The 25,073-nt window shown below is 72.4% G+C and carries 24 protein-coding genes; 14 read left to right on the top strand and 10 right to left on the bottom strand.

The annotated features are described in order from the left end of the window. Positions 1-175: 175 nt before the first annotated feature. From ACIHAD_RS27030 to ACIHAD_RS27040, 3 genes are all read left to right on the top strand, one after another. On the top strand, positions 176-337 hold the full coding sequence (locus tag ACIHAD_RS27030; RefSeq protein ID WP_397357430.1) for a hypothetical protein: 162 nt from the start codon (positions 176-178) through the stop codon (positions 335-337). Positions 338-567: 230 nt separating this feature from the next. Further along, entirely contained in the window at positions 568-4,521 is a 3,954-nt protein-coding gene (locus ACIHAD_RS27035; RefSeq protein WP_397357431.1) for a metallophosphoesterase, read from the top strand. Between the two features lie 71 nt (positions 4,522-4,592). Further along, a complete protein-coding gene (locus tag ACIHAD_RS27040; RefSeq protein ID WP_397357432.1) occupies positions 4,593-5,720 on the top strand; it encodes a HupE/UreJ family protein in 1,128 nt (375 codons plus the stop codon). On the opposite strand, the gene ACIHAD_RS27045 is transcribed toward ACIHAD_RS27040, so the two are convergent. Further along, positions 5,677-6,690, bottom strand: a complete 1,014-nt coding sequence (locus ACIHAD_RS27045; protein ID WP_397357433.1) for a hypothetical protein — start codon at positions 6,688-6,690, stop codon at positions 5,677-5,679. The genes ACIHAD_RS27040 and ACIHAD_RS27045 overlap by 44 nt on opposite strands. A 51-nt stretch (positions 6,691-6,741) precedes the next feature. On the opposite strand from ACIHAD_RS27045, the gene ACIHAD_RS27050 reads away from it, so the two are divergent. Both ACIHAD_RS27050 and ACIHAD_RS27055 read left to right on the top strand, forming a co-directional pair. Beyond that, entirely contained in the window at positions 6,742-7,194 is a 453-nt protein-coding gene (locus tag ACIHAD_RS27050) for a MarR family winged helix-turn-helix transcriptional regulator (protein ID WP_397357434.1), read from the top strand. Further along, positions 7,191-7,949, top strand: a complete 759-nt coding sequence (locus ACIHAD_RS27055) for an SDR family oxidoreductase (protein WP_397357435.1) — start codon at positions 7,191-7,193, stop codon at positions 7,947-7,949. The genes ACIHAD_RS27050 and ACIHAD_RS27055 overlap by 4 nt, the downstream gene beginning before the upstream one ends. Before the next feature lie 19 nt (positions 7,950-7,968). Here ACIHAD_RS27055 and ACIHAD_RS27060 read toward each other — a convergent pair whose 3' ends face one another. Further along, a complete protein-coding gene (locus tag ACIHAD_RS27060) occupies positions 7,969-8,433 on the bottom strand; it encodes an AAA family ATPase (RefSeq protein ID WP_397357436.1) in 465 nt (154 codons plus the stop codon). 80 nt (positions 8,434-8,513) lie between these two features. Here ACIHAD_RS27060 and ACIHAD_RS27065 point away from each other — a divergent pair, with 80 nt between their 5' ends. Next, positions 8,514-8,852 (top strand): hypothetical protein, encoded by a 339-nt coding sequence (locus ACIHAD_RS27065; RefSeq protein ID WP_397357437.1) that lies wholly within the window; start codon positions 8,514-8,516, stop codon positions 8,850-8,852. Beyond that, positions 8,845-9,444, top strand: a complete 600-nt coding sequence (locus ACIHAD_RS27070; RefSeq protein WP_397357438.1) for a TetR/AcrR family transcriptional regulator — start codon at positions 8,845-8,847, stop codon at positions 9,442-9,444. The genes ACIHAD_RS27065 and ACIHAD_RS27070 overlap by 8 nt, the downstream gene beginning before the upstream one ends. Here ACIHAD_RS27070 and ACIHAD_RS27075 read toward each other — a convergent pair. After that, the gene (locus ACIHAD_RS27075) at positions 9,413-9,958 is read right to left on the bottom strand and encodes a TetR/AcrR family transcriptional regulator (protein ID WP_397357439.1); all 546 of its coding nucleotides are present in this window, start codon (positions 9,956-9,958) and stop codon (positions 9,413-9,415) included. The two genes, ACIHAD_RS27070 and ACIHAD_RS27075, sit on opposite strands and share 32 nt — an antisense overlap. A 92-nt stretch (positions 9,959-10,050) precedes the next feature. Between ACIHAD_RS27075 and ACIHAD_RS27080 the strand changes: the two genes are divergently transcribed. Beyond that, positions 10,051-10,974: a TIGR03620 family F420-dependent LLM class oxidoreductase gene (locus ACIHAD_RS27080; protein WP_397357440.1), complete on the top strand. Its 924-nt coding sequence runs from the start codon at positions 10,051-10,053 to the stop codon at positions 10,972-10,974. Positions 10,975-11,083: 109 nt separating this feature from the next. Here ACIHAD_RS27080 and ACIHAD_RS27085 read toward each other — a convergent pair whose 3' ends face one another. Continuing rightward, positions 11,084-12,001 (bottom strand): DNA-3-methyladenine glycosylase family protein, encoded by a 918-nt coding sequence (locus ACIHAD_RS27085; protein WP_397357441.1) that lies wholly within the window; start codon positions 11,999-12,001, stop codon positions 11,084-11,086. Between the two features lie 115 nt (positions 12,002-12,116). Here ACIHAD_RS27085 and ACIHAD_RS27090 point away from each other — a divergent pair, with 115 nt between their 5' ends. Then, on the top strand, positions 12,117-13,292 hold the full coding sequence (locus ACIHAD_RS27090) for an acyl-CoA dehydrogenase family protein (protein WP_397357442.1): 1,176 nt from the start codon (positions 12,117-12,119) through the stop codon (positions 13,290-13,292). Positions 13,293-13,341: 49 nt separating this feature from the next. Here ACIHAD_RS27090 and ACIHAD_RS27095 read toward each other — a convergent pair whose 3' ends face one another. The 3 genes from ACIHAD_RS27095 to ACIHAD_RS27105 are packed head-to-tail and all read right to left on the bottom strand — an operon-like array spanning position 13,342 to position 16,311. After that, complete coding sequence (locus ACIHAD_RS27095; RefSeq protein ID WP_397357443.1) at positions 13,342-14,040, bottom strand: phosphatase PAP2 family protein; 699 nt, start codon at positions 14,038-14,040, stop codon at positions 13,342-13,344. After that, positions 14,027-14,752 carry a phosphatase PAP2 family protein gene (locus ACIHAD_RS27100; protein ID WP_397357444.1) on the bottom strand — a complete coding sequence of 242 codons (726 nt, stop codon included), beginning with the start codon at positions 14,750-14,752 and terminating at the stop codon, positions 14,027-14,029. Before ACIHAD_RS27100 ends, ACIHAD_RS27095 begins: the two co-directional genes overlap by 14 nt. Beyond that, a complete protein-coding gene (locus ACIHAD_RS27105) occupies positions 14,752-16,311 on the bottom strand; it encodes a phospholipase D family protein (protein ID WP_397357445.1) in 1,560 nt (519 codons plus the stop codon). The genes ACIHAD_RS27100 and ACIHAD_RS27105 overlap by 1 nt, the downstream gene beginning before the upstream one ends. Before the next feature lie 64 nt (positions 16,312-16,375). On the opposite strand from ACIHAD_RS27105, the gene ACIHAD_RS27110 reads away from it, so the two are divergent. Then, complete coding sequence (locus tag ACIHAD_RS27110; protein WP_397357446.1) at positions 16,376-17,251, top strand: diacylglycerol/lipid kinase family protein; 876 nt, start codon at positions 16,376-16,378, stop codon at positions 17,249-17,251. Here the strand turns inward: ACIHAD_RS27110 and ACIHAD_RS27115 are convergent. Further along, positions 17,248-18,576 carry an MFS transporter gene (locus ACIHAD_RS27115; RefSeq protein WP_397357447.1) on the bottom strand — a complete coding sequence of 443 codons (1,329 nt, stop codon included), beginning with the start codon at positions 18,574-18,576 and terminating at the stop codon, positions 17,248-17,250. The two genes, ACIHAD_RS27110 and ACIHAD_RS27115, sit on opposite strands and share 4 nt — an antisense overlap. Before the next feature lie 136 nt (positions 18,577-18,712). Here ACIHAD_RS27115 and ACIHAD_RS27120 point away from each other — a divergent pair, with 136 nt between their 5' ends. Continuing rightward, complete coding sequence (locus tag ACIHAD_RS27120; RefSeq protein WP_397357448.1) at positions 18,713-20,212, top strand: cobyric acid synthase; 1,500 nt, start codon at positions 18,713-18,715, stop codon at positions 20,210-20,212. Here ACIHAD_RS27120 and ACIHAD_RS27125 read toward each other — a convergent pair. Together ACIHAD_RS27125 and ACIHAD_RS27130 are read right to left on the bottom strand one after the other, a co-directional pair. After that, complete coding sequence (locus tag ACIHAD_RS27125) at positions 20,182-21,282, bottom strand: 1-acyl-sn-glycerol-3-phosphate acyltransferase (RefSeq protein ID WP_397357449.1); 1,101 nt, start codon at positions 21,280-21,282, stop codon at positions 20,182-20,184. The genes ACIHAD_RS27120 and ACIHAD_RS27125 overlap by 31 nt on opposite strands. Positions 21,283-21,321: 39 nt before the next feature. After that, positions 21,322-22,134, bottom strand: coding sequence for a patatin-like phospholipase family protein (locus ACIHAD_RS27130; protein WP_397357450.1), 813 nt, complete (start codon positions 22,132-22,134; stop codon positions 21,322-21,324). 160 nt (positions 22,135-22,294) lie between these two features. On the opposite strand from ACIHAD_RS27130, the gene ACIHAD_RS27135 reads away from it, so the two are divergent. The 3 genes from ACIHAD_RS27135 to ACIHAD_RS27145 are packed head-to-tail and all read left to right on the top strand — an operon-like array spanning position 22,295 to position 25,054. Beyond that, positions 22,295-23,206, top strand: coding sequence for an ATP-binding cassette domain-containing protein (locus ACIHAD_RS27135; RefSeq protein ID WP_397357451.1), 912 nt, complete (start codon positions 22,295-22,297; stop codon positions 23,204-23,206). Further along, positions 23,184-23,975 (top strand): ABC transporter permease subunit, encoded by a 792-nt coding sequence (locus ACIHAD_RS27140; protein WP_397357452.1) that lies wholly within the window; start codon positions 23,184-23,186, stop codon positions 23,973-23,975. The genes ACIHAD_RS27135 and ACIHAD_RS27140 overlap by 23 nt, the downstream gene beginning before the upstream one ends. After that, a complete protein-coding gene (locus ACIHAD_RS27145) occupies positions 23,975-25,054 on the top strand; it encodes a PucR family transcriptional regulator (RefSeq protein ID WP_397357453.1) in 1,080 nt (359 codons plus the stop codon). Before ACIHAD_RS27140 ends, ACIHAD_RS27145 begins: the two co-directional genes overlap by 1 nt. Positions 25,055-25,073: the final 19 nt, after the last annotated feature.

Raw genomic sequence — 25,073 nt, forward strand, 5'->3', positions numbered from 1 at the left:
GTCCGGGGGGCGGGGCTCGTCCCGAGAGTGGCGTCCTGCCGGGGCAAATGTATGGATATTTCGGCTTATTGAGGAAACCTTGACCGGCCTGCCGTATGACCGTCCGGGCCACGGGCACGCGCAGTTACGGAGCCACGCGACTCGCTGACTCCCCGTATCGAAGGAAGGAACCGCCATGCCGCAGAACAAGGCCCGCAAGACGAAGTCGGGCGACAAGGACAAGGACAAGGACAAGAGCCGGAGCTCCTCGACCCAGAGCCGCAGCACCGGGGAGAAGAAGTCCTCCGCCAACAAGTCCCAGGACACCAAGAACCTCCCGGGCCACCACCAGGGCTGACCCTGCCCGGCATGACGGCGTGACACCCGGCCTCCGGGCCGCGGGTCACGCCGTCTCTTGTGTCGGGGTTGTTCCTGTCTGTGGACAGATGGCCAGAATGAGGAGACAGTTCCCCGCCCCTTCAGCCTCTCCATGCACAACGTTCACCCGTGCGCTCCAACGTGTCCGCTCGAAGGGCACGCCGCCTGAACGGCTGCCCGTGAACGTCATGGAAGGACCGGATGCAGCCGATGGCAGCACGACAGTTATTGGGCGGTTCAAGGAGCAGGGGACGGCTCGCCGTCACCACCGCGCTCGCGGCGGTGCTGGTGGGCGGCGTCGTGACGGCGGCGTACGCCGACCCGGGGGAGCAGGGCCGGGGACGGCCGACCCCCACCCCGACGAGCACCCCCGCCCCGCCCACGCTCACCCCCGCCACCGGCTCGTACCTGGAGGGCACGGCGAAGGTCGCCGCCGTCCCGGTCACCGCCGGTGACAGCGTCACGAAGCTCGACATCGACGGCGCCCCCGTCACCGCCACCACGACGGTGGGCGTCTCCAAGCTGGCCTTCGACGTCGGCTCGAACTCCACCGAGGCGCAGTACCACAGCTACGTGCTGGTCAACGGCGCGTACAAGGCCGAGATCGGCAACTTCGTCAACCAGCGGGCCACCATCGAGATCCCGAACGGGCACCTGGTCAAGGGCGAGAACACCGTCGAGATCGTGGTCGGCACGATCCAGTCGTCCTGCGGGCAGAACCACGACGACTTCGTGCTGTCCGACGTGGGCCTCGAACTGCTCGGCGAGGTGGCCGACGGCGAGGACAACCCCTACACCCTCAGCTTCGGCGACGGCAACTGCGGCAGCAACACCACGCTGCTCAAGCGCGCCACGCTCAAGTTCTTCACCCAGTCCGACCCGCGCGGCACGACCGGCCTGGCCGCCGACGTGGACACCACCGAGCTGGCCAACGGCGAGCACGTCATCAGCGCCGCCACCGCGGCCGGGGCGACCGTCAGGAACACCGTGACGGTGAACAACGCCCCGGCCGGCGCGCCGCGGCTGCTGCCCACCGACGGCACGCTCGTGGCCGGCGCCAAGACGGTGTACGCGACCGTCCCGGCGACCGGGGCGGGCGGCGTCGAGTCGCTGACCGTGGACGGCGGCAAGCCGGTCACCAAGGCCACGCTCGGCAACGGCGCCGCCATGCTCGCCTTCGACGTGGGCGCGGACTCGATCGACGACAAGTACGACAACTTCCTGCTGGTCAACGGCAAGCGCATCGACCTGGGCGGCACCTGGGCCGGCCGGCGCGTGACCGTCGCGGTCCCGGCCAGGTTCCTGGTGCCCGGCGAGAACACGATCAAGGTCGTCACCGGCGACTACAAGGAGTCCTGCGGCGTCAACCGCGACGACTTCACGATCGCCGACCTCGCCCTGACCCTCGACGGCGCCACGGTGACCGGCCAGGACGTCAAGCCGTCGTACGCGCTGGGCGACGGCGACTGCGGCAGCGACCAGGCCCTCCCGCGCGAGGCCGAGCTGCGCTACACGATCGACGCCCCCGCCGTGCACGTCACCGAGACGCTCGGCTCGGGCCGGGCGACGCTCGGCTTCACCGTGGGCAGCAACTCGATCGAGGCCCGTTACCAGAGCTTCGTGCTGGTCAACGGCCAGAAGGTGGTGCTCGACGGCGACTTCGTGAGCCGCCGGGTGGACCTGCCGATCCCGAACGAGTACCTCGTGCCCGGCTGGAACACGATCGACTTCGTGGCCGGCACGTACCCGACGTCCTGCGGCGCCAACCGGGACGACTTCGCGATCTCGAACATCGTCCTGACCCCGGCGCAGGGCACCGCGACCGGTCAGATGATCAAAACCTCGTACGGCATGGGCGACGGCAACTGCGGCGACACGGTCAACCCGCTGACCGAGATCGACCTGGAGTTCCTGGTGGACGCCCCGGCCCGCGGCCTGCGCGCCGACCTCGACACCACCGCGATCAAGGACGGCCGGCACACCCTGGCGGCCAGGTCCACCTCGGGTGAGACGGCCGACCGCGTCCTGATCACCGACAACTCCGCGCCGAAGGTCGCCAGGAGCGTCCCCGCCGCGGACGAGAAGATCACCGCGACGGTCGTCCTGGACGTCAAGCTCGAAGACGCCTCCGGCGTCGTGTCCGGGCCGGACGTCAAGCTCGACGGCCAGGCCGTGGAACTCGGCGCCCAGGTCGGCCCCGGGCTGAAGGCGGGCCGGCACACGCTGTCGGTCACCGGCGTCGACGGGCTCGGCAACACCGCGGCCCAGGAGATCGTGTTCGAGTCGGCCGGCATCCCGGACGTCCCCGCCGAGCTGACCCCGGCCTTGGGCACGGCCGACGTGTCTGACCCGGTCACGCTGTCGGCCAAGGTCGGCGAGCCCGGCGGGGGGCAGGTGTCGGCCACGTTCTCCGAGGCCAGGATCCTCACCCCGGACGAGGGGTTCCAGGGCACGGCCACGACGCTGCCCACGACGCTGAAGGTGCCGGGCGAGCAGCGGGTCAGGGCCGAAGGGCTCGAACCCGGCGACGGCAGGACGCTCGACGCCCCCACCGGCCGCGACCTCGTCTACCAGCGGTACGACGTCAAGGTGCAGGGCCACGTGGACTCGCCCGTCCTGCGCTGGGAGGGCGTCGTGGACCCCGAGCGCCTGGCCTCGCTGCGGGCGTGGAACACCGAGGCCAAGGCATGGGAGCTGCTGACCAGCGCCCGCGGCGCGGCCGACGGCAGGACCGTCCTGACGGCCGTCGTCGGCCCCGAGTACGTGGACCGGCAGCAGGTGCACGTCATGGTGACCGGCGAGGACCCGTTCGCCGACGACATCGACCCCGGCGACCCGAACGGCTTCGCCGACCCCGCCACGTACGACTTCTCGATCGTGCACTTCACCGACACCCAGTACATCTCCGAGGGCGCGGTGGAGCAGGAGAGCGCGCAGGAGCGCGCGGTGTGGGAGTCGGCCTACGCCGGGATCGTCAACTGGATCACCACCAACAAGGACCAGCGCAAGATCTCCTACGTCGCCCACACCGGCGACATCATCGAGAACAACATCCGCAAGCCCGCCGACGAGGCCACTCAGCGCGAGGTCGTCGGCGAGTTCGAGGTGTCGTCGAAGCAGCAGCGCGTGCTGGACGAGGCCGACATCCCGAACGGCGTCATCGCCGGCAACCACGACAACCAGTCGGGCACCGAGGACGGCCCGGAGGCGATCTACAACAAGTACTACGGCCCGTCCCGCTACCAGGACGCCTCCCAGGGCTGGCGGCACGCCAAGTACGGCGGCCCGTGGAAGGAGGGCGACAACCAGAACCACTACGACCTGTTCTCCGCGGGCGGCCTGGACTTCGTGGTCGTCGGCCTGTCGTACGGCGTGACCAGGGAGGAGGCCGAGTGGGCCGACTCGATCTTCAAGAAGTTCCCCGGCCGCAACGGCATCCTGCTCTCCCACGACTACCTCGTGCCGAGCACCAACCCCGACGGCCGCGGCGCCGCCTTCTCCGCCCCCGACGGCTCGATGCTCTACAAGACGGTGGTCGAGAAGAACCCGAACGTCTTCCTCATCCTGGCCGGTCACGAGCACGGCGTGGGCACCAACGTGAAGCCGAAGGTCGGCCAGGTCGGCAACGGCGTGGTCGAGCTGCTGGCCGACTACCAGTTCTACACGGTCTCGGCCGACCGGCTCGGGCTCACCGAGATCGGCGGCTACAAGCCGGAGGACCAGCTCCAGTTCGGGGCGAGCTACTTCCGGCTGCTGCAGTTCGACGTCAAGCGGGCCGAGCTGAGCGTGGACACCTACTCCCCGCTGCTCGGCGACTTCGGCGCCGGCGAGTTCGACCCGCTGCGCCGCTACGACGGGCGCGAGGACAACATGGTCCTGCCCGTCGACCTCACCACCCGGACGACGAGCTTCAAGACCGACTCCCTGGCGCTCTACAAGCCCACGAAGATCATCGCCAGGAGCACCGCCGCCTCGGGCCAGGTCGCCTCGGTCACCTGGAGGCACCTCAAGGACGACACGGCCTACGCCTGGTTCGTCACGGCACGCTCGGCGGGCGGCGGCGTCACCGCCTCCGAGCCCAGCGTGTTCGTCACCAAGGACGAGCACGGACGTCCCGGCAAGTGGGACCGGGACTCGCCCATGTACCGCTGGTTCAACCGCTGATCCGTCCCCTCCGCCGCCCCGGGCCCGCGCCCGGGGCGGCGCCCTTCCCCCCGAACCTGGAGAGACAAGACATGCCTCGCAGGCGCTGGCCGTACGCCGTCGTCCTCGCCGTCATCCTCTGCGGAGCGCTGGCCGACCTGCTGCACCCCGCCCCGGCGGCGGCGCACGACGCCACCACGAAGGCCCACGCCGAGGTGACCGGCACGGCCACGGAGGTCAGAGTCGTGCTCGACCTGGAGTACGACCTGCTGATGAAGTCCGCCTGGCTCTACGCCGAGGCGTACGAGGCCAAGGAGCGCTCCGAGCAGCTGCGGCAGCTCGCGGTCAACCGCGACGCCGTGTTCGGCTACGTCACCCGCCGCTTCGCCGTCGCCCGCGCCGGCCGGCCGTGCGTCCCCCGGCAGGCGGGCGGGGCGGACGTGCACCCGCGCGGCAAGGCCGCCTTCGCGACGCTGACCCTGGCCTACGCCTGCCCGCCGGGGGACGGTGGCGAGCACACGATCTCCAGCGCCCTGTTCCCCGACGCCGAGACGTTCGTCCACAGCACCCAGACGCTTCTGCGCTACGACCTCGACGGCAACCGGGGCTCGGCCGTCCTGACCGCGGGCAGCCCGGCCCTGCGCGTGGCGGAACGCGCGGCGGCCGGCCAGATCGGCGAGTTCTTCCTGCTCGGCGTCGAGCACCTCGTCCTCGGGCTGGACCACGTCTTCTTCCTGCTCACCCTGATCATCGGCGCCCGCGGCGTGCGCGACGTCGTGGTCACCGCCTCCGCCTTCACCGTCGCCCACAGCATCACGTTCCTGCTGGCCGCGATGGGTGTGGTGGACGTGCCCGCGGCGGTCGTCGAGCCGGTCATCGCCGCCTCGATCGTCGTCGTCGCGCTCGCGAACCTCCTGGGGCGCGACCGGCCGGGCGCCTGGCGGCTGCCCGTCGTCCTCGCCTTCGGCCTGATGCACGGGCTGGGGTTCGCGGGCGCGCTCGACATCCGCGAGAGCGGGTCGTGGGAGCTGCTGCTGTCGCTGCTGAGCTTCAACGTCGGGATCGAGGTGACCCAGCTCGCGATCATCGCCGTGCTCTTCCCGCTGCTGGTGCTCCTGCGGCGGACGGCCGCGGCCCGCTGGGCGGTGGCCGCGGTGTCGCTGTCCATCGTGGCGGTCAGCCTGTACTGGTTCCTCGACCGGATCCCGCTCCCGCTCTGAGCGCCCACAGGCGGCCGGCTCCCCAGGCGAGCAGGGCCAGCACGCCGACCAGGAGGTATTCGATGGCCGGGATCCTGATCGCCTCGTTGGTGCCGGCGAGGTCGCCGCGCAGGGCGTAGACGACGAGCAGGGCCGCCGCGTAGCAGCCGGTCAGCGCCCAGCGGGCGGCGCGCGACAGGCCCAGGCCGTGCATCTGGGTGATCACGAAGACGCCGAGGAAGCCGAACAGGAACATCGGCCACAACCCGTCCGGGCCCGAGGTCATGACGGCCACCAGGGTGCCGTGGACCACGACGGCCAGCTCCAGCGTCACCGTCCAGTAGCGGTTGGTGTGCGCCCTGGTGAGGAACAGGCTGCCCTGGAGCAGCAGCAGGAACATGTAGAAGAAGCCGATCAGGTGGCCGGGCGTGGACTCGGCCGGGTGGTACCAGAACGTGTAGACCGCCGCCCAGCTGAACAGGTAGCCGTGGTAGCGGCGGGCGAAGTCGACGATCTCCCGCTTGATGGGCGCGGGCCTGCCCAGGAACAGGCCGCGCCGCCGGTTCTCCATGATCAGGACGACCACCAGCAGGAGGATGACCGAGCCCTGGGAGCTGTAGATCGACACGTCCTGGGCCAGGCCGTCGTAGAACAGGTGGGTCTGCGCCGTGTGCAGGGCGACGAACCCGGTGTTGACCGCCAGCGCGACGACGTTGACCGGGTGGAGGCCGGCGGAGTAGCGGCGGACCCGGGTCTGGGCGTAGTGGATCAGCCACCAGGACACGATCTGGTGGGCGGCGTAACCCGCCCAGGCCGACAGCCTGGTCCACACGGTGGGCTCGGGCAGCTTCCAGTAGTACCAGGACGCGCCCTGGTCGGGCAGCAGCACGACGTCGTCCAGCCGCCGGCCGAGGAACCAGATCAGGCCGGTCAGGACGGCGCTCGCGACCACCCCCGCGACCAGTACCGTCTCAGGACGGAGCGCGGCCAACGTTTTCTTTCTATGATGGAATAGTTCCACGATAGAAATATAAGGGGTGACATGACGGCGTACGACCTGATGGTCCTCATCCGCCGGCTAAACGTGGAGAGCGACCGGTTCGTGGAGGGCTTCGCCGTCGGGCACCGGCTGCACAGGACCGACATGAACGCCCTGGTGGTCATCCTCGACGCGCACCTCGCCGGCCGCCCGCTCTCTCCGGGCGGCCTGGGGGCGGCGCTCAACCTCAGCGCCCCCGCCACGACGGCCCTCCTCGGCCGGCTGGAGCAGGCCGGCCACGTCGTACGGCGGCGCGACGCGGGCGACCGCCGCAAGGTCGAGGTCGTCATGAACGAGCAGGCCGTCGAGCTGGCGGGCACGTTCTTCGCCCCGCTGGCCCGTCGCCTCACCGCGGCGATCGACGCGTTCACCCCGGCGGAGCAGGAGGTCGTCGGCAGGTTCCTCGCGGACGCGATCGAGGCGACCGTGGCGGCCAGGAAGGAGCACGAGGCATGAGCGCGTCCCGTTCGATCGTGATCACGGGCGGCACCCGCGGCCTCGGGTTCGGCCTCGCCCGCTCGCTGACCGCCCTGGGCCACCGGGTCACGGTGTGCGGCACCGGCCCCGGGCGCGTGGCCGCGGCGGGGGCCGAGCTCGGCGTGCCCGCCGTCGTGGCCGACGTCGCCGACCGCGCCCGCCTCCAGGACCTCTGGGACGAGGCCGTACGGCGGCACGGCCGGGTGGACATCTGGGTCAACAACGCCGGGATCTCCCACGACCGGCTCCCGCTGTGGCGGCTGCCCGCCGACGAGGCCCGCGCGGTGCTGGAGGTCAACCTGCTGGGCACGGTCAACGGCTGCGCGGTCGCGGTGGCGGGCATGGCGGCGCAGGGCGGCGGCCACGTGTGGAACATGGAGGGGCTGGGCGGCGACGGCCGCACGGTGCCCGGACTCGGCGTCTACGGCGCCACCAAGCGGGCCGTGACGTACCTGACCCGGGCGCTGGCCGAGGAGGTTCCCGAGGGGGTGACGGCGGGCCTGCTCAGCCCCGGCATGGTGGTCACCGACCTGCTCACGCACGGCTACTCGGAGGCCGAGCGGGCGCGGGCGGCCAGGATCTTCGCGATCCTCGCCGACCCGGTGGAGACCGTGGCGCCGTGGCTGGCCGAGCGGGTGGTCGGCCGGGCGCGCAACGGCGCCCACGTACGCCGGCTGACCCCTGCCAAGATCGCCTATCGCTTCGCCAGGGCGCCCTTCACCCGCCGCCCCTGACGGGACGGACCGCGTCCGCTCAGCCTTCCTGCTTGCGGACCAGGAAGCCGCCGCGGCCGTCGAACTCCACGGCGTACACCGCGTCGAAGCCGTCGGAGGCGCGTGGGCGGCGCAGTCGCCTGAGCGTGGCGAAGAGGCCCACCTCCGGGACCCGCGCCCGGCCCAGGCGCTCGGCGTTGCGCTGGAGCGAGGCCTTCACGTTGGGCGGGAACCAGTAGGCCACCACCCGCGCGCCGTGCTCGCGGCCGGCCACGATGAGCGGCTGCCACTCCTCGGGCGAGGCGTTGGTGTTGTCCACGGCCACGTTCCGGTCCTCCTCCAGCGCCTCGCGGATCAGCCGGAGCTGGCGGTGCTGACGGCGGCGCGCGTTGGGGAAGTCGTCCTTGCTCACGTGCGCGTGCGTGGCGGCCAGGCAGCGCCGGTAGAAGGTGGACTTGCCGGAGGCCTGCAGGCCGATGAGAACGGCCACCTCCCGATCGATCATGGTTCCACCCTATTGCTCCCTGGACAGGCTAACGTCGTTAGCCTAGAGTGTAGCTAACAATGTTAGCCGAGGAGGGCATCGTGACCGCAATGACCGCCAGGCGGGTGGCCGGCCGTTCCGGGTGGGCCGTGCTCGCCGTCTTCTGCCTCGCGTTCCTCGTCTTCGAGGTGGCCAAGCACGGGGGCGCCACGCCGGTCAGCTCGGCGTTGTTCGCGCTGGCGCCGTACGCGACCAGGTTCGGCGGGCCCGCGGTGGCGCACGACCTCGCCCACCGTCCGTGGATCCCGCTGGCCGTGCTGGTCGGATGCTCGCTCTCGCCGCTGGGCTGGGTGCCGGTCTTCACCGCGGGGCTGGCCTGGCTGACCTACGTCGCCGTCGCCCGGTTCCTCGGTCACGGGCCGAGGAGCGCGCGTGGCTGACCTGTCGCCGCGCGCCGGGCAGATCGTGGCGGCGGCGCGCGAGCTGGTCGAGGCGGGCGGGGCGGAGGCGCTGACCATGCGTGCGCTGGCCGCGCGGCTCGGGATCCGCGCGCCGTCGCTCTACAAGCACTTTCCCGACAAGTCGGCCGTGGAGGCCGGGCTCATCGCCATCGCCCTCGCCGAGCTGGCCGCCGTCCTCGAACGCGCCGAGCGTGACGGGGGAGGGGGTGGCTCGGACGGTGGGGGGCTGGTGGTGCTCGGGCGGGCCTACCGGGCGTACGCGCTGGCTCATCCGCATCTGTACCGCCTGATGAGCGCCGGGCCGCTGCCGCGCGACCTGCTGCCCGCCGGGGTCGAGGAGCGGGCCGCGTCGCCGCTGGTCCGGATCGTGCGTGGCGAGGCCGCCGCGCGTGCCGTCTGGGGGCTGGCCCACGGGCTGGTGATGCTCGAACTCGACGGACGCTTCCCGCCCGGCGCCGACGTCGAAGCCGCCTGGACCGCCGGGATGTCCGCGTTCGCGGCGGCGGTTCACCGGGCGGGCGGAGGCCGGCCGGGCGGGGTCAGGGGCGGGGGCGCAGGCCGTCCAGGGTGAGGGTGAGAAGGCGGTCGGCGCGGGCCGGGTCGGGGGTGGCCTGGGCGATGCCCGCGGCCAGCTCCACCAGGTCGGCCACCTCGACGTCCCCGCGTACGGCCCCCGCCTCCTGCGCGGGCCGCAGCAACCGCGAGGCGGCGGCGCGCAACCTCGCCCAGCAGTCGAGCCCCGCGCCGTCCTGGGCGAGCATCATCCGCGCGCCGAGCCCCCGGTCGGTCATGGCGTGCGCGACCAGCGACCGCAGCCAGGCCACCAGCGCCTCGCCGGGCGGCAGCTCCTCGCCCGCCTCCTCCGCCCGCGCGCACAGGCGGGCCAGCCGCCCCTCGAACACGGCCACGAGCAGCGCCTCGCGCGTGGGGAAGTGCCGGTAGAGCGTGCCCGCCCCGACGCCGGCCCGCCTGGCGATCTCGTTCAGTGAGGCGTCCGGCCCCTCTTCGGCGACCACGGCGATGGCCGCCGCCACCAGTTGGTCGTAGTTGCGGCGCGCGTCGGCGCGCATCGCCCGTGCCGGCACTGGACACTCCCGCGGGTTGAATCGGAGAACATCTCCGATTATAGTCCCCGACGTAACCGGAGAAGTTCTCCGCATAGACGGGACGGTGACCCATGACCGACAACCCCCACCACGACGACGGCCCCCGCCTGGGCAAGGTGGGCCTGTGGACGTTCGCCCTGGACGAGCGCCCCGCCGGGGAGTTTCGCGAGGCCGCGGCCGAGATCGAGGAGCTGGGTTACGGCGCGGTGTGGTTCGGAGAGGGGTTCGGCCGCGACTCGGTGAGCCAGTCGTGGCTGCTGCTCTCGGCGACCAGGCGGATCACGGTGGCCGCCGGCATCGCCAACATCGCCCTGCGCGACCCGATCGCGATGGCCGCCGCGGAACGGGCGCTCAACGAGGCCCACCCCGGCCGGTACGTCCTGGGCCTCGGCGGCCACCGCGTCACCGACGAGTCGATCCAGATGGACGGCTACGCGATCCCCAGCCGCGGCCGGGCGGTGTCCACGATGGGCAGCTACCTCGACGCCATGGACGCCATCCCGCTGAGCTCACCGGCCCCGGAACGCGCGCCGCACCGCATGCTGGCCGCGCTCGGCCCGAAGATGCTGGACCTGGCGGCCCGGCGCACGCTCGGCTCCCACACGTACTTCGTGCCGGTCGAGCACACCGCGCAGGCCAGGGAGGCCATGGGGCCCGGCGCCCTGCTGGCCGTCGAGCAGGCCGTCGTGCTGCACCCCGACCCGGCCAGGGCCCGCGAGCTGGCCACCGAGCACGTCTCCTTCTACCGCACCGCGGCCCCCCACCAGGCCGCCAGCCTGCGCAGGCTCGGCTTCGGCGAGGACGAGATCGAGCACGGCAGCGACAGGCTGGTGGACGCGATCGTGGCCCACGGCGACGCGGCGGCGATCGAGAAGCGCGTACGGGCCCACCTCGACGCGGGCGCCGACCACGTGTGCCTCCAGGTGCTCACCGACCGCCCCGGCGAGGTGCCCCTGCCCGAGTGGCGCGAACTGGCCGCCCTGACGTCCCTGTGAGAGATCAGAGGGCGTGGCGGTAGCGCACGGCCTTCGGCGACCGCCTGCCGCAGCCGGTCGGCCACCTGGTCGCGGTCGTGGTCGCCGGCCCGGATGTCGGCGTCGTCCGTCATGGCGACCACTCTAAGGATCTTCGGACGCGCGGGCTCAGTCTTGGGCTGCCCGGTAACCGGTGGCGCGGAACAGGAACGAGGCCCACGAGCGGTAGGGCCGCCACGACTCGGCGATCTTGCGGTAGGCGCCCGCCGGGGCGTCCTCGGGCAGCCCGTACGCCTCGCGCAGGATGCCGAACAGCCGGGGCTCGTCGCCGGGGAACGCGTCGGGCGCGCCCGCCCCGCGGATCAGGATCAGACCGGCCGAGAACGGCCCCACGCCGGGCAGCGCGCAGCTCGGCCAGGGCGTCCTCGGGGGCGAGCGAGCGCAGGTGCTTGGTGGTGAGCACGCCGTCGAGCGCCGCCCTGGCCAGACCGCGCAACCACTCCTCCTTCTGGACGGGCAGCCCGAGCCCGCCCGCGTCCACCAGGCTCACGGGCGGCGGGAACGCCTGGTACGCCTGCCCGTCCACGGTGACGGTCGCGCCGTACCGGTCGGCGATGCGCTGCTTGATCCGCGAGGCGACGAGCATCGACGAGCGTTGCACGATCACCGCCCAGCAGGCCGCCTCCCACGGGCTCCAGAAGCACACCGGCCGCAGCCCCGGACGATCCCGCTGCACGTCGCCGAGCACCGGGTCGGCCTCGCCGAGCGCGGCGAATCCGGTGGCGTCCACGTCGAGGGAGAAGATGCGGGCGACCTCGCCCCGGATCGCCGGGCCGGGGGCGCGGGTGGTGGTGACGGCGACGCCGCCGGGGGCGGCGGTCACGCTCACCCCGATCGGCAGCCAGTCGGACTCGGCGCAGTAGGCGAAGCGCAGCGTCCGGCCGTCGGAGGGCAGCGCGCTGGTGGCCGGCCAGTCCTCGACGAAGCGCAGCGCCGAGCCGAAGTCGAACGGGCCCTCCGCGGTGAGCGTGAATCCGTGGGTGGTCATGGGCCGTATGGTAAGCGCGCGGCGTACCGGGCCGGACCGTCCGTGTGGCCTGCGGCGGGAGGGGTAGGGCGCACCACAGAGCCCGCCGCGCCGGCCCGAGGAAGGACGCGAGGTCATGTCCGAACTGCTGACCGGGGACTTCTACGAGTTCGAGAACCTGCTCTCGGCCGACGAGCGCGAGCTCCTGCTGCGGGTGCGCGCGTTCCTGCGGGAGAAGGTCGTGCCCGTCGCCAACGACTGCTGGGTGCGCGCGGAGTTCCCCGTCGAGCTGGTGAAGGGCTACGCCGACCTCGGCATCGCGGGCCTGGCCCATCCCGAGTGCCCGGGGCCCAGGCCGAGCGGCCTGCTCAGCGGCTTCCTCGCCCTGGAGATGGCGCACGCCGACGCGTCCATGGCCACGTTCTTCGGCGTGCACACCGGGCTGGCCATGGGCAGCATCGCCGAGTGCGGCTCGGCCGAGCAGCGCCGGCGCTGGCTGCCCGGGATGAGCAGGATGGAGAAGATCGGCGCGTTCGCGCTGACCGAGCCGACCGGCGGCTCCGACGTGGCCGGCGGCCTGCGCACGACGGCCAGGCGCGAGGGCGACACGTGGGTGCTCGACGGCGCCAAACGCTGGATCGGCAACGGCACGTTCGCCGACCTCGTCGTCGTGTGGGCGCGCGACGCCGACGACGGCCACGTCAAGGGCTTCGTGGTGGAGAAGGGCGCCCCCGGGTTCACCGCCACGAAGATGGAGAACAAGATGGCCCTGCGCACGGTCCAGAACGCCGACATCACGCTGCGCGGCTGCCGCGTCCCCGAGTCCGACCGGCTGCAGGAGGCCGGCTCCTTCCGGGACACCGCCAGGGTCCTGCGCCGCAGCCGCAGCGGGGTCGCCTGGCAGGCGGTCGGCATCATGATCGCCGCGTACGAGATCGCCCTGACCTACAGCAAGGAGCGCGAGCAGTTCGGCCGCCCGATCGGCTCGTTCCAGCTCGTGCAGGACCTGCTGGTCAGGATGCTGGGCAACGCCACCGCCTGCTTCGGCATGGTCGTCCGGCTGGCGCAGCTCCAGGACGCCGGGATCTACCGGGACGAGAACTCCGCGCTGGCCAAGGCGTACTGCACGTCGCAGATGCGCCAGGTCGTCGGCTGGGCGCGCGAGCTGCTGGCGGGCAACGGCATCCTGCTGGACCACGACATCGCCAGGTTCGTCGCCGACGCCGAGGCGATCTACTCCTACGAGGGGACCAGGGAGATCAACACCCTGATCGTCGGCCGGGCCGTGACCGGGTTCGGGGCCTTCGTCTGACCCGGCCGGTGGCGGGCGCGCCGCGAGCCCGCCCGCCACCGCCGGTCTTCTAGTCCCGGACGGAGGCGGGAGACCGGTGGTCGTCCCGCTCGGCCGCCGGCCGCCTGTCCCACGTCCGGTAGAGGATCGACCGCGCGGCCACCACCACGCAGAACACCCCGAGCAGCAGCCCCCACGTCACGTCCGAGAAGAAGTGCATGCCGCGGTAGAGCCGGGAGAAGGCGACGATCAGCGGGGCCGCGATCCCGATCGTCCAGATCACCACCTGCAGGGCCCGGTTGCGTACGTGCGTCGTCAGCACCAGCGCCAGCCCGCAGTAGAACGCGACGGCGGCGCTGACGTGTCCCGAGGGGAAGCTGGACGTCGGCGGCGCGGGGTCGAGGTGGTGCACCGGCGGACGGCTGCGGCCGACGGGCTCGGTGGTGGCCAGGAAGACCAGCGACTGGCCCCAGACCGCGGCGATCATGAAGATCGACTCCCGCCAGCGCTTGTAGACCAGCCGGAACAGGATCACCGCCACTGCCGTGAACGCCACGACGTACGGCGTGTCCGACAGGCTGGTGCCGTAGTCGGTGAGCGTGTTCCACAGCGACGTGCGGATCGAGGCGAACTCCTTGCTCACGGCCACGTCGCCGGGCTGGGGGACGCCGACGATCAGCAGCCCCATGCCGTACGTGACGGCGCCCATCAGCACCAGAGGTAACACCAGCGACAACGCGTAGTACCGGACATGCTCAGCTTTGCTCATCGGGCACCTTCACCGGTTCGGGTTCCATACCTTCGGTCAGCGGCGCGGTGGGCCGGCGGCCCGTGTCGCGCCGCCACGTCTCGAACGCCGCCGCGGTCGCGGCGATCACCGCCACGCCCAGCACGATCCCCGCCACGACGTCGCTCACCCAGTGCACGCCGAGGGCGATCCTGGTGAAGCCCACCGAGACCACCACGAACCAGGCCAGCACCCAGGCGAGCCGCCGCCCCCACCGGGGCAACATCGGCAGCAGGAGCAGGGTGACGACCCCGGCCCCGAGGGTCACGTTGACCGCGTGGCCGGAGGGGAAGGAGTCGCCGGGCGCCAGCGCGACGGGGTCCGGCAGGTGCGGACGCACCCGCGCGACGAGGATCTTGAGGCCGAGCCCGATCAGGCCACCCGCGGTCACGGTCGTGATGGCCCACAGCGCCAGCCTGCGCCTGCCGTGCACCAGCAGCCAGACCGTGAACGCGGCCACCGCGATCCGCCACGGCCACGGGCCGAACAGGTCGGTCCAGACGATGAGCACCCTGGTCACGCCGGGATGGGCGAGCGCGTACTCGTGCAGTTCGCGGGCCACTCCGGAGTCCAGGCCGTTGAGCGGCATCTTGGCCACGACGAGCAGCAGGGAGAACGGGATCATGAGGAGCGCGACGGCGAACGCCGCGACCGTCAGCCGCGGTCCCAGCCTGTGGAGCAGGAACGTCTTCATCAGAACCTCCGCGATCTCCGCAGCTCCGGCGGCCGGCCGTCGGGGTCGACGGCGAACCGGTAGAGCGGCATGGCCATCGCCTTGCGGACCCGGGACAGCGTGGGGGCCGGGTGGGGGCGTAACCGGCCGGACGGGCGGGGACCCCGGCAGCCGGCCGAGTGCCAGTCCTCCAGCCGGGCCGCCGACCCGGCGAACGCGTCGAACGCGGCGACCGGGTCGCACAGCTCGTCCAGCCGGGCCTCCGACTTCTCGTCCAGGTGCTCGGCCATGAGCGCCAGGCGCAGGTCGCGGGCGAACCTCAGGGCGCCGTGCGGCGGCCTCGGGTCCTCCCGCTCGTCCAGGACGGCGCAGCTCAGCTCCGAGTCGTAGGTCCACGAGCGCAGGTTGACGTTGTCCGACCCGACCGAGGCCCACACGTCGTCCACCACGCACACCTTGGCGTGCACGTAGACGGGGGTGCCCTGGTGGTTCTCCAGGTCGTAGATCGCGACCCGGTCGCCGCCTGCCCTCATCAGCCGGTTCAGCGCCTCGACCCGGCCGATCAGGCTCGCGGGGCCGGCCAGCCAGCCGTCCTGGTCGGGGTGGCGCGGGACCACGATGATCATCCGCAGCTCCGGCTCGCGCTCCAGCGCCCGCGCGAACGGCTCGATCACGTCCGTGGACCACAGGTACTGGTCCTCCAGGTACACCAGCGACCGGGCCCTGCCGAGCACCTTGTGGTAGGCGTGGGCGATGCTGCGCTCCCCGTCCGGCGCGAACGGGTACGCGCTGTGCCGGGCCGGGTAGGTGCGCAGGAGCTGCACGTGGTGCGTGCCGGCGCGCGGGGGCGGCGGGCCCGGGTCGGGCAGCGGGGGAGCGTCGTCCAGCTTGCTCACATGGTCGCGCAGGCGGCGCAGCGGGTCCCTGGTCTCGGGGGCCGGGTCCTCCCAGCGTTCGCAGAACGTCTTCTCCACCTCGGCGACCGCCGGGCCGTGGATGGCGAGCTGGATGTCGTGCCAGGGCGGGCGGGGGCCGTACACGTCGGGCATCGGGCAGGCTTGCGGGTCGCCCAGGTGGTCGGCGTCGTCGCGGCGGCTGTGGCACAGGTCGATGCCGCCGACGAAGGCCACGTCCGCCGAGGGGTCGCGGTCGTGCCGGAGGATGACGAACTTCTGGTGGTGCGAGCCGCCCGGCTTGGTCCGCGTGTCGAGCATCGCCTGCCCGTGCGCGTTCTCGATCCTCTCGCCCAGGTGCCGGTTCTCGGCCGCGCTGAAGCGCAGGCGGTCCAGGTGGGAGCGCCAGATGAGGCCCCTGACGATGGCGCCGCGCTCGGCCGCGGCGCCGAGGGCCGCGCCCACCGTGGGTCCGTCGTCGGTCAGCCGCTCGTCGGGGTCGCCCCGCCAGTCGGCGAACAGCAGCAGGTCGTCCTCGCGCAGCGCCTCCAGGCGGCTGTTCAGCTCCGCGAAGTACGTGGCGCCGTGGATGAGCGGTCGTACGTCGTTGCCGCTGGACCAGGCGTCGAGCCCGGTCGCCCGGTTGTCGCGTTCCTCGTCGGTGAGGAACCAGTCCTGGATGCGCATTCGGCCACCGCTACCCGCGCGAAACCCATTCATAACCCCGCAAACCACGGGTAGTGCGGAAGGAGTGTCCCCCACTATCGCAGTTGTCGCACATCAGAAGAAGATCCTCGGCGCCGGGCTGGACCGGCTGCGCGTGCTGCTCACCGAGCGGGACGTCGGCGAGCTGATCTGGCACGAGGTGCCCAAGAGCAAGAAGGCGCCCAAGAAGGTGCGCAAGGCCCTCGAAGCGGGCGCGGAGCTGGTGTTCGTCTGGGGCGGTGACGGCATGGTGCAACGGTGCGCCGACGCCATGGCCGGCTCCGGCGTGCCGATGGCGATCCTGCCCGCCGGGACCGCCAACCTGTTCGCCGGCAACCTGGGCATCCCCACCGACCTGGAGGAGTCCGTACGGATCGGCTTCGAGGGCCGCCGCGCCGAGCTGGACCTCGGGCTGCTCAACGGCGAGCACTTCGCGGTCATGGCCGGCGCCGGGTTCGAGGCCGAGATGATCGCCGAGGCCGACGGCAAGGCCAAGCGGAAGTTCGGCAGGCTGAGCTACGTCAAGGCCGCCGTCCGGCACGTGGGCGGGCCCCTGGTGCCGATGAAGGTCAAGGTGGACGGGGCCACCTGGTTCGAGGGGGAGGCGAGCTGCCTGCTGCTCGGCAACGTGGGCACGATCGCCGGCGGGGTCGAGGCGTTCGACGACGCCCGGCCGGACGACGGCTGGCTGGAGGTCGGGCTGTCCACGGCCAAGGGGCCGATCCAGTGGGCCAGGGTGATGGGCAAGATGGCCGCCGGGCGGTCGGAGGACTCGCCGTTCGTGCGCATCACCCGGGCGCGCAAGGTGTCGGCCCGGTTCGGGTCGCCGCTGACGTACGAGCTGGACGGGGGCGACCGCGAGGCCACCACCAAGCTGAAAGCCGAGGTGGCCCCGGGCGCGCTGACCGTCTGCCTGCCCTAGCCCGCGCGGGCGGCGTCCATGACCCGGCCGGCGTCGCGCTCGAAGGAGGCGCGGGCGCCGAGCGTCAGGAGGCCGCCCACGATCATGGGGACGACCAGCAGGTACATGCCGCCGATCAGCGAGCCGAACCGGTCGGAGGCGATGCCGACGACGAGCGAGCCGAACGCGCCGGCCGCCGTGATGAGCAGTTGCAGGACGGCGAAGCCGAGGCCGCGCGCGGCGGCCGGGACGACGTCGGCCACGCAGGCCGTCATGTTCGGGATCGCGATCGACATCAGCGAGCAGGCCAGCAGGACCAGCGCCGTCATCGGGCCGATCGAGTCCATGGCGAGCGCCCCGGCCAGCACCGCCGCGCCCGCCGTGATGCCGCCGCCGCCGGCCAGCAGCCTGCCGCCCTTGCGGGTGCCGTGCCACCTGCGGCCCAGCCAGGAGCCGACCAGGGTGCCGGCCAGCGTTCCCGCGATGGTGATCAGGCCGCTCAGCGAGCCGGCGGCGCCGACGCCGACGCCGTACTCGCGGACCATGAGGGTGGGCAGCCAGTAGAAGACGCCGGCCAGGCCGAGGGTGAGCAGGCCCAGCCCGGCGCACACGAACAGCAGTGTCGGGATGCGGATGACCTGCCCGAACTGCTGCCAGAAGGGCGCCTTCGGCGTCGCGGGCCGGGCCGCCCCGGCGGACGACCCGACGGGGGCTCCGGCCACCATCCGGTCCAGGTCGCCGCGGCCCGGCTCGCGCAGGAACCAGCACAGCACCGCCGTGAGCACGCCGGGCACCACCATGACCAGGAACGCGGTGCGCCACGAGTACATCTCCGCCAGCACGCCGCCCAGCAGCGTGCCGACGCCGCCGAGGTAGGTCGTGACGCGGGTCAGCCCGTACGCCTTGGCCCGGCTGACCGGCGGGTAGTAGTCGGCGAGCAGGCTGCCGGCCGCCGGGTTGTCGATGTTCTCGGCCGCCGCGAGCAGCACCCGCATCAGGTAGAACATCACGAAGCCGGTGGCCAGGCCCGACCCGAGCGTGGCGACGGCCCACAGCAGGACGACCACCGCGATGATCCGCGTACGGCTGAACCGGTCGGCGAGGAAGCCCGCGGGCAGGGAGACGATCGCGGCGGCCAGCGCCGCCGCGGTGGGGATCGAGCCCGCGGCGGTGTCGCTGAAGCCCCACTCCTTCTGGACGAGCGGCAGCACCCCCGACAGCAGGTTGTACTCGATCCGGTCCACGAGCCCGACGATGAAGAGCACGACCAGCGGCGCCCAGCCGAACGGCGCCCGGGTCTGCGCGTCGATGGCGCCGGCGCGCGGCGATCCCAACGTCCTGACCATGCTCACCCTTCCAGTAGGAAAATCTAGAATGCTGTTCTAGGCGAACGTTCTAGCCAGAGTGGCAGAAGTCACACGATTCGTAAATGGCCGTTTTCTGGGAAATTTCGCAGTTTGGGGTTCATGTACGGTGATCTGCATGAACGCAGCGCAGGTCTCGGGGGCGATGCTGGTCGCCGGTACCACGTCCGACGCGGGCAAGAGCGTGGTGACCGCCGGGATCTGCCGCTGGCTGGCCCGCCAGGGCGTGCGCGTCGCGCCCTTCAAGGCCCAGAACATGTCGCTGAACTCCTACGTCACCGCCGGCGGCGCCGAGATCGGCCGCGCCCAGGCCATGCAGGCCCAGGCCGCCGGGCTCGAACCGGTCGCCGACATGAACCCCGTCCTGCTCAAACCGGGCAGCGACCGCCGCAGCCAGGTCGTGCTCCTGGGCGAGCCCGTCGCCGACGTGGACGCCATGGAGTACGGCGCCCTGAAGGACCTCCTGCGGACCACCGCCCTGGCCTGCCTGGAACGGCTGCGCGCCCAGTACGACGTGGTGATCTGCGAGGGCGCCGGCAGCCCCGCCGAGATCAACCTGCGCCGCGGCGACATCGCGAACATGGGCCTGGCCAGGGCCGCCGGGCTGCCCGTCGTCGTGGTCGGCGACATCGACAGGGGCGGCGTGTTCGCCGCCTTCCACGGCACGGTCGCGCTGCTGGACGCGGCCGACCAGGCCCTCGTCTCCGGGTTCGTGGTCAACAAGTTCCGGGGCGCCCGCGAGCTGCTCGAACCCGGCCTCGACATGATCAGGAAGCTCACCGGCCGGTCGGTGTACGGCGTGCTGCCCTGGCTCGACGGCCTCTGGCTGGACGTCGAGGACTCCCTCGCCCTGGACTCCCGCCGGGTCGCGACCGGCCGGCCGCTGGGCAGGCAGACGCTGCGCGTGGCGGTCGTCCGGCTGCCCCGGATCTCCAACTTCACCGACCTTGACGCGCTGGCCGCCGAGCCCGGCGTGGTGGTGCGCTTCGTGACCGACCCGGTCGAGCTGGACGACGCCGACCTGGTCGTGCTGCCGGGCTCGCGGGCCACGGTCGAGGACCTGGCCTGGCTGCGGCGTACCGGCCTGGCCGACGCCCTCCTCGCCCGGCGCGGGCCCGTCCTGGGGATCTGCGGCGGGTTCCAGATGCTCGGCCGGGAGATCGTGGACGAGGTGGAGTCGCGGGCGGGCCGGGTGGACGGGCTCGGGCTGCTGCCGGTGCGGGTCGAGTTCGCGCCGGACAAGCGGCTCGGACGGCCGGTCGGGCGGGCCTACGGGGAGCCGGTCAGCGCGTACGAGATCCACCACGGCCGGGCGACGGTCGAGGGCGGCGAGCCCTTCCTGGACGGCTGCCGCGCCGGCGACGTGTGGGGCACCACCTGGCACGGCGCCCTGGAGAACGACGCCTTCCGGCGGGCGTTCCTGGCCGACGTCGCCGACCGGGCCGGGCGCGCCTTCGTCCCCGCGCCGGACACCGACTTCGCCCGCCTGCGCGAGGCCCGCCTCGACGCCCTGGGCGACCTGATCGAGGAGCACCTCGACACCGACGCCCTCCTGGGCCTGCTGCGCGACGGCCCCGCCCCGGTCCCCTACCTGCCGCCGGGCGCCCCCTCACCCTGACCCGGTGCCTCCTGATCCGGTGCCTCCTGACCCGGCGTCTGCTGACCCGGCGTCTCCTGATCCCGCGCCGACCGCTGGGTGGTGATCCAGGCGTCGATCTCCTCCCACTGGGAGTACAGCCAGCGGACCTGGCTCTCCCGGTCCCGGGGCACCTCGGCCGCCGGCACCCGCCACCACTTGGCCGTGATCCGCGCCGCGTACGGCAGCCTGCGCCACACGTCGCCGATCGTGACGAGGTCGTCCAGGCCGGTGTGCGCGACGAAGATCACGTCGGCCTCCGGGCAGGCGGTGATCGCGGCGATGGCCCCGCCCGGCCGGGGCGGCAGCAGGTGGTCCATGCCGCGCGCCCGCTCCGCCTCCTCGGCCAGCCCCTTCTCCTCCAGCCGCCGGATCGCCAGCCGCCGCCGGCGCGGGGTGAAGTTGCCGCCCTCCGGGAAGATCACCAGCGCGTCGCGCTCGTCCATGGTCGCCGACAGCCGCCGGATCTCCTCGATCACCCGTTCGCGGCCGGACCGGCGCGGCACGAAGGCGTTCGGCAGGCGGTTGATCACGACGTCGAGCGACGGGTCGTACTGGAGGGCGGCTTTCATGACGATCCGGGGGCGGCGTTCGTACCGGGACAGCAGGTGATAGATCAGCAGGAAGGAGTCGCCCGGCCCGGCGTGCCGGGAGAGCACCACGATCGGGCGGCTCAGCCGGGCGGCGCGCTCCTGCGGGGTCGGCGGCGGCTCCTCGACGACCAGGGTCAACCGGAAGATCCGCACGGCCGCCGCGTACACCTTCGACAGGAACCAGCGGATCAGCGCGTAGTGCCGCTCCTGGCGCCGGGCCCGCCCGAACGCCCCCGACAGCCACAGCCCGAGGCAGGCGATGAGGACCGCCGACTCCAGCGTCAGCCAGGCCGCCCCGAACCAGACGAACCGCAGCCCCCTGCGCTGGGGCGGTGGCAGGCGCAAGGAGGCGCCGAACGTGACCAGGAGCCACAACGGCAGCGTCACCAGCATGAACACGGTGACCACGATCACGAGCGGAGCCAGGACGATCCGGCGCACGATACGCGGGGGGAGCAACAGCAGCCTCCCTAGGTCAGCCTCCCTGAGGTCGGGTCTTCATCCTCCTTCTGTCCGCAGATAGCGGGAAGAAGCCTCGTACGCCCGGTCGATGTAGGTGGAGATCTGGGACAGGTCCCGGTAGCGCAGAGATGACAGCGGCTCGGCGACCCCCGCGGGCATCACGTGCACCTCCACCCCCGGCGGCAACGTGGCCATCTCCTCGGCGAACCGGTAACGCCGCGCGATCTCGAACGCCACCATCCCCACCTCCCAGAACCGCCGCGGCGCGGTCAGCGGACGCTCGATCCGGCCGACGTGCAGCACGTAGACCCGCCTGGCCCCGAGCTGCACGGCCCGGCCGACGGGGATGCTGTGCACCAGCCCGCCGTCGAAGAAGTGCTCCCCGCCGATCTTCACGGGCGGCAGCAGCCCCGGCACCGCGCACGACGCCAGCACCGCCTCCACCAACGGCCCGCTGGTGAACCAGTGGGCCGCGGCCCGCTCGACCGAGGCCGCCACGCACTGGAACGGCACCGAAAGCTCCTCGATCAGCTCCGTGCGCACCGTCCCGGCCAGCACCTCCCGCAGGGGACCGTTGGGATGCAGGTGGGTGCCGGTCCTGGCCAGCGTGGACAGCCTGGTCACCCACGACCCGGCGAACGCCGTACGGACGACGTCGGACCGCCACAACGAGGTCAGCCGGGCGACCGCCCGCGCGGGGTCGGCGGCGATGAGCGCGCCGTTGAGCGCGCCCACCGACGTGCCGACGACCAGGTCGGGCCGGATGCCGAAGTCGTCGAGCGCCTGAAGCATGCCCACCTCGTGAGCACCGAGCACCCCACCGCCACCGAGTACGAACGCCGTCTCCACGCACCTCACCCTGCCCCATTTCCGGTCGCCGTGTCCTGCGCCGTCGCCTGCGCCGTGTCCCGTTGCCGTGTCCCGTTGCCGTGTCCCGGAAGGGAACCGGGCGGGACGCTGCCGACATCGGCCAATGACCCCGGCGGCGCCCCGGCGGGACGATTCCGGCATGACAGCAGTGGTTCAGGCCGAAGGGCTGACCAAGTACTACGGCGGGCGGCGCGGGCTCGAAGACCTCACGCTGGAGATCCGGCCCGGCGAGATCTTCGGCTACCTCGGGCCCAACGGCGCCGGCAAGACCACCACCATCAGGCTGCTCCTCGACGTGATCAGGCCCACCCGCGGCACGGTCCGCGTGCTCGGCCAGGACCCGCGCGCCGCCGCCACCCGCGCCCGCATCGGCTACCTGCCGGGCGAGCTGGCGCTCGAAGGACGCGACCGGGCCCGCGACTACCTGAGCTTCCTCGGCGGGGTCCGCGGCGGGGTGCCGAGCAGCCGCATCGAGGAGCTGGCCGAACGCTTCGACGCCGACCTGTCGGTGCCGATGCGCAAGCTCTCCAAGGGCAACAAGCAGAAGGTCGGGCTGATCCAGGCGTTCATGCACGAGCCGGAGTTCGTCATCCTCGACGAGCCGACCAGCGGGCTCGACCCGCTCGTCCAGCAGGAGTTCCTGGCCATGGTCCGGGAGGTGCGCGCGTCCGGCCGGACCGTCCTCATGTCCTCGCACGTGCTGGCCGAGGTGGAGAGCGTCTCCGACCGGGTCGGCATCGTGCGCCGGGGCCGTCTGGTGGCCGTGGAGAACGTGGCCGCGCTGCGCGAGAAGGCCGTACGGCGGATGGAGCTGCACTTCGACGCCCCCGTGCCGCCGTCGGCGTTCGAGGGCCTGCCGGGGGTGCGCGACCTGCGCGTGGAGGGCGCCAGCGTCCGGTGCACGATCGACGGCCGCCCGGACGCCCTGCTCAAGGCCGCCGCCCGGTTCACCGTGGTGCACCTGGTCAGCGCCGAGCCTGACCTCGAAGAGATCTTCCTGACCTACTACAGCGAGGAGGAACGGCACCATGATCGCCAAGAGTCTGCGTGACCACCGGCGGGCCCTGATCTGGTGGACCGTCGGCATCAGCGCGTTCATGGCCCTCTACATCAGCATCTTCCGCAGCGTCAGCCAGGACCCGAGGACGTTCAACCAGCAGGCCCTGGCCAAGTACCCCGGCCCGCTCAGGGACCTCATGGGCGGCATGCCGGACCTGGCCCTCGGCGTCAACTTCCTGCAGACGGTCGTCTACCAGCTCTTCGTCCCGATGTTGTTCGTCGTGCTCGCCACGATGACGGCCAACCGGGCGATCGCCCAGCCGGAGGAGGCCGGGACGCTGGAGCTGGTCGTCACGCTGCCGGTGGACCGCAAGCGGCTGGTGCTCCAGCGCTTCTGCGCGCTGGCGCTGGCGCTGCTGGCGGTGTCCGCCGTGACGCTGGCCGTGGCGTGGGCGGCCGGCGACGCGGCGGAGATCGGGGTGCCGTTCGACCGCATCCTGGCCGCGCACGTCGGGGTGCTGCTGCTCGCGCTGTTCTTCGGGACCGTGGCCCTGACCGTCGGCGCGGTGACCGGGCGCAGGATGATCGCCTCGTCCGTCGTCGGCGTGTGGGTGGCGGCCGGGTACATCGTCGTCACGCTCGGCCGCGGCGTGGACGCCATCGCCTGGCTGAAGTGGGTCTCGCCGTTCCACTACTACGCCGAGGGCCGGCCGCTCTATGAGGGCCTGCCGGTCGGGGACTACCTTGTGCTGGCGGGAGCGACGGCAGTGCTCGCGCTCACCGCGATCCTGTCCTTCGACAGGCGTGACGTAGGAGTGTGATGGTGCTCTCCAGGATGCCCGCCGACCTGCTCGGCGGGCATCGTCAGGTGCTGGCGGGGGCGGCCTCCGGCCGTCCGCCCTCGCGGGAGGCGCTCGACGTCTGCCGCGCCGACGGCACGCGCGCCGCCGAGCAGGGCGTCCCGCTGCGGACGCTGGTGGACGGCGCGCTCGCCGCCGCCGAGGGCCTGCCGCACGTGCTGCCCGCGCTGCGCAGGGCCGTCTCGGCGCTCATGGAGGGGTACGAGCTGGCCCAGCTCGCCGCCATCAGGGGCGAGGAGACGGCCCGCAGGGAGTTCGTCGACGACCTGCTCCAGGGACGGGCCGAGCGGCTGGCCGAGCGGGCCGAGCACTTCGGGCTCCGGCTGGCCGAGTCGTACGTGGTGGCCGCCGCCCGCGGGCTGCGCGACGGGGACCAGGACCGCATCGAGCGCGACCTGATCGCCCGGTTCGGCTCGCACAACGTGCTGGTGGCCGTGCGCGAGGGGCTGCTGGTGTGCGTCGTGCCCGCCACGCTGCCCGCCGCCGTGGGGGAGTTCACCCATCACGTACGCGCCCGCTTCCCGGCCGGATGGCGGGTCGGCGTGGGACGGCCGCACCGCGGGCCGGGCGGCGTCGTGACCTCCTTCCGGGAGGCGGCCGGGGCGCTGGAGCTGGCCGACGCGCTCCGGCTCACGCTCGACGTGGTCAAGGCCGCCGACCTGCTGGTCTTCCCCGTGCTGCTGCGCGATCGCGGCGCGATCGAGGACCTGGTGACCAGTGTGCTGAGCCCGCTGCTCCAGGCGAGGGGCGGGCACGAGCCACTGGTCGAGACGCTGGAGGCGGTCTTCGCCGCGCACGGCAACCAGGCGGCGGCGGCCCGGAGGCTGCGGATCAGCCCGCGGGCGGTGACGTACCGGCTGGAACGCATCCGCCGGCTGACCGGCTTCTCACCCGACGACCCCACCCAGCGCTTCACCCTGGAGACCGCGGTCCTGGGCGCGCGGCTGCTGGACTGGCCCTGGGATCAGACATCCCTGGACGTTTGTTGTCAAGCAGCGAGGTCGTTTGATCGGTGCGACCAGGCGGTTGCCTGGTCGTAGGGGCTGTGGGTTTTGAGGC

This window comes from Nonomuraea sp. NPDC052265 (assembly GCF_044547985.1).
In the GTDB taxonomy this organism is placed as follows: domain Bacteria; phylum Actinomycetota; class Actinomycetes; order Streptosporangiales; family Streptosporangiaceae; genus Nonomuraea.

What these genes read in the sequence shown, in the direction of transcription:
- ACIHAD_RS27030 (WP_397357430.1), top strand. Translation starts at nt 176, where the DNA reads ATGCCGCAGAACAAGGCCCGCAAGACGAAGTCGGGCGACAAGGACAAG.
- ACIHAD_RS27035 (WP_397357431.1), top strand. Translation starts at nt 568, where the DNA reads ATGGCAGCACGACAGTTATTGGGCGGTTCAAGGAGCAGGGGACGGCTC.
- ACIHAD_RS27040 (WP_397357432.1), top strand. Translation starts at nt 4,593, where the DNA reads ATGCCTCGCAGGCGCTGGCCGTACGCCGTCGTCCTCGCCGTCATCCTC.
- ACIHAD_RS27050 (WP_397357434.1), top strand. Translation starts at nt 6,742, where the DNA reads ATGACGGCGTACGACCTGATGGTCCTCATCCGCCGGCTAAACGTGGAG.
- ACIHAD_RS27055 (WP_397357435.1), top strand. Translation starts at nt 7,191, where the DNA reads ATGAGCGCGTCCCGTTCGATCGTGATCACGGGCGGCACCCGCGGCCTC.
- ACIHAD_RS27060 (WP_397357436.1), bottom strand. Translation starts at nt 8,433, where the DNA reads ATGATCGATCGGGAGGTGGCCGTTCTCATCGGCCTGCAGGCCTCCGGC.
- ACIHAD_RS27080 (WP_397357440.1), top strand. Translation starts at nt 10,051, where the DNA reads ATGACCGACAACCCCCACCACGACGACGGCCCCCGCCTGGGCAAGGTG.
- ACIHAD_RS27085 (WP_397357441.1), bottom strand. Translation starts at nt 12,001, where the DNA reads ATGACCACCCACGGATTCACGCTCACCGCGGAGGGCCCGTTCGACTTC.
- ACIHAD_RS27090 (WP_397357442.1), top strand. Translation starts at nt 12,117, where the DNA reads ATGTCCGAACTGCTGACCGGGGACTTCTACGAGTTCGAGAACCTGCTC.
- ACIHAD_RS27095 (WP_397357443.1), bottom strand. Translation starts at nt 14,040, where the DNA reads ATGAGCAAAGCTGAGCATGTCCGGTACTACGCGTTGTCGCTGGTGTTA.
- ACIHAD_RS27100 (WP_397357444.1), bottom strand. Translation starts at nt 14,752, where the DNA reads ATGAAGACGTTCCTGCTCCACAGGCTGGGACCGCGGCTGACGGTCGCG.
- ACIHAD_RS27105 (WP_397357445.1), bottom strand. Translation starts at nt 16,311, where the DNA reads ATGCGCATCCAGGACTGGTTCCTCACCGACGAGGAACGCGACAACCGG.
- ACIHAD_RS27115 (WP_397357447.1), bottom strand. Translation starts at nt 18,576, where the DNA reads ATGGTCAGGACGTTGGGATCGCCGCGCGCCGGCGCCATCGACGCGCAG.
- ACIHAD_RS27120 (WP_397357448.1), top strand. Translation starts at nt 18,713, where the DNA reads ATGAACGCAGCGCAGGTCTCGGGGGCGATGCTGGTCGCCGGTACCACG.
- ACIHAD_RS27135 (WP_397357451.1), top strand. Translation starts at nt 22,295, where the DNA reads ATGACAGCAGTGGTTCAGGCCGAAGGGCTGACCAAGTACTACGGCGGG.
- ACIHAD_RS27140 (WP_397357452.1), top strand. Translation starts at nt 23,184, where the DNA reads ATGATCGCCAAGAGTCTGCGTGACCACCGGCGGGCCCTGATCTGGTGG.
- ACIHAD_RS27145 (WP_397357453.1), top strand. Translation starts at nt 23,975, where the DNA reads ATGGTGCTCTCCAGGATGCCCGCCGACCTGCTCGGCGGGCATCGTCAG.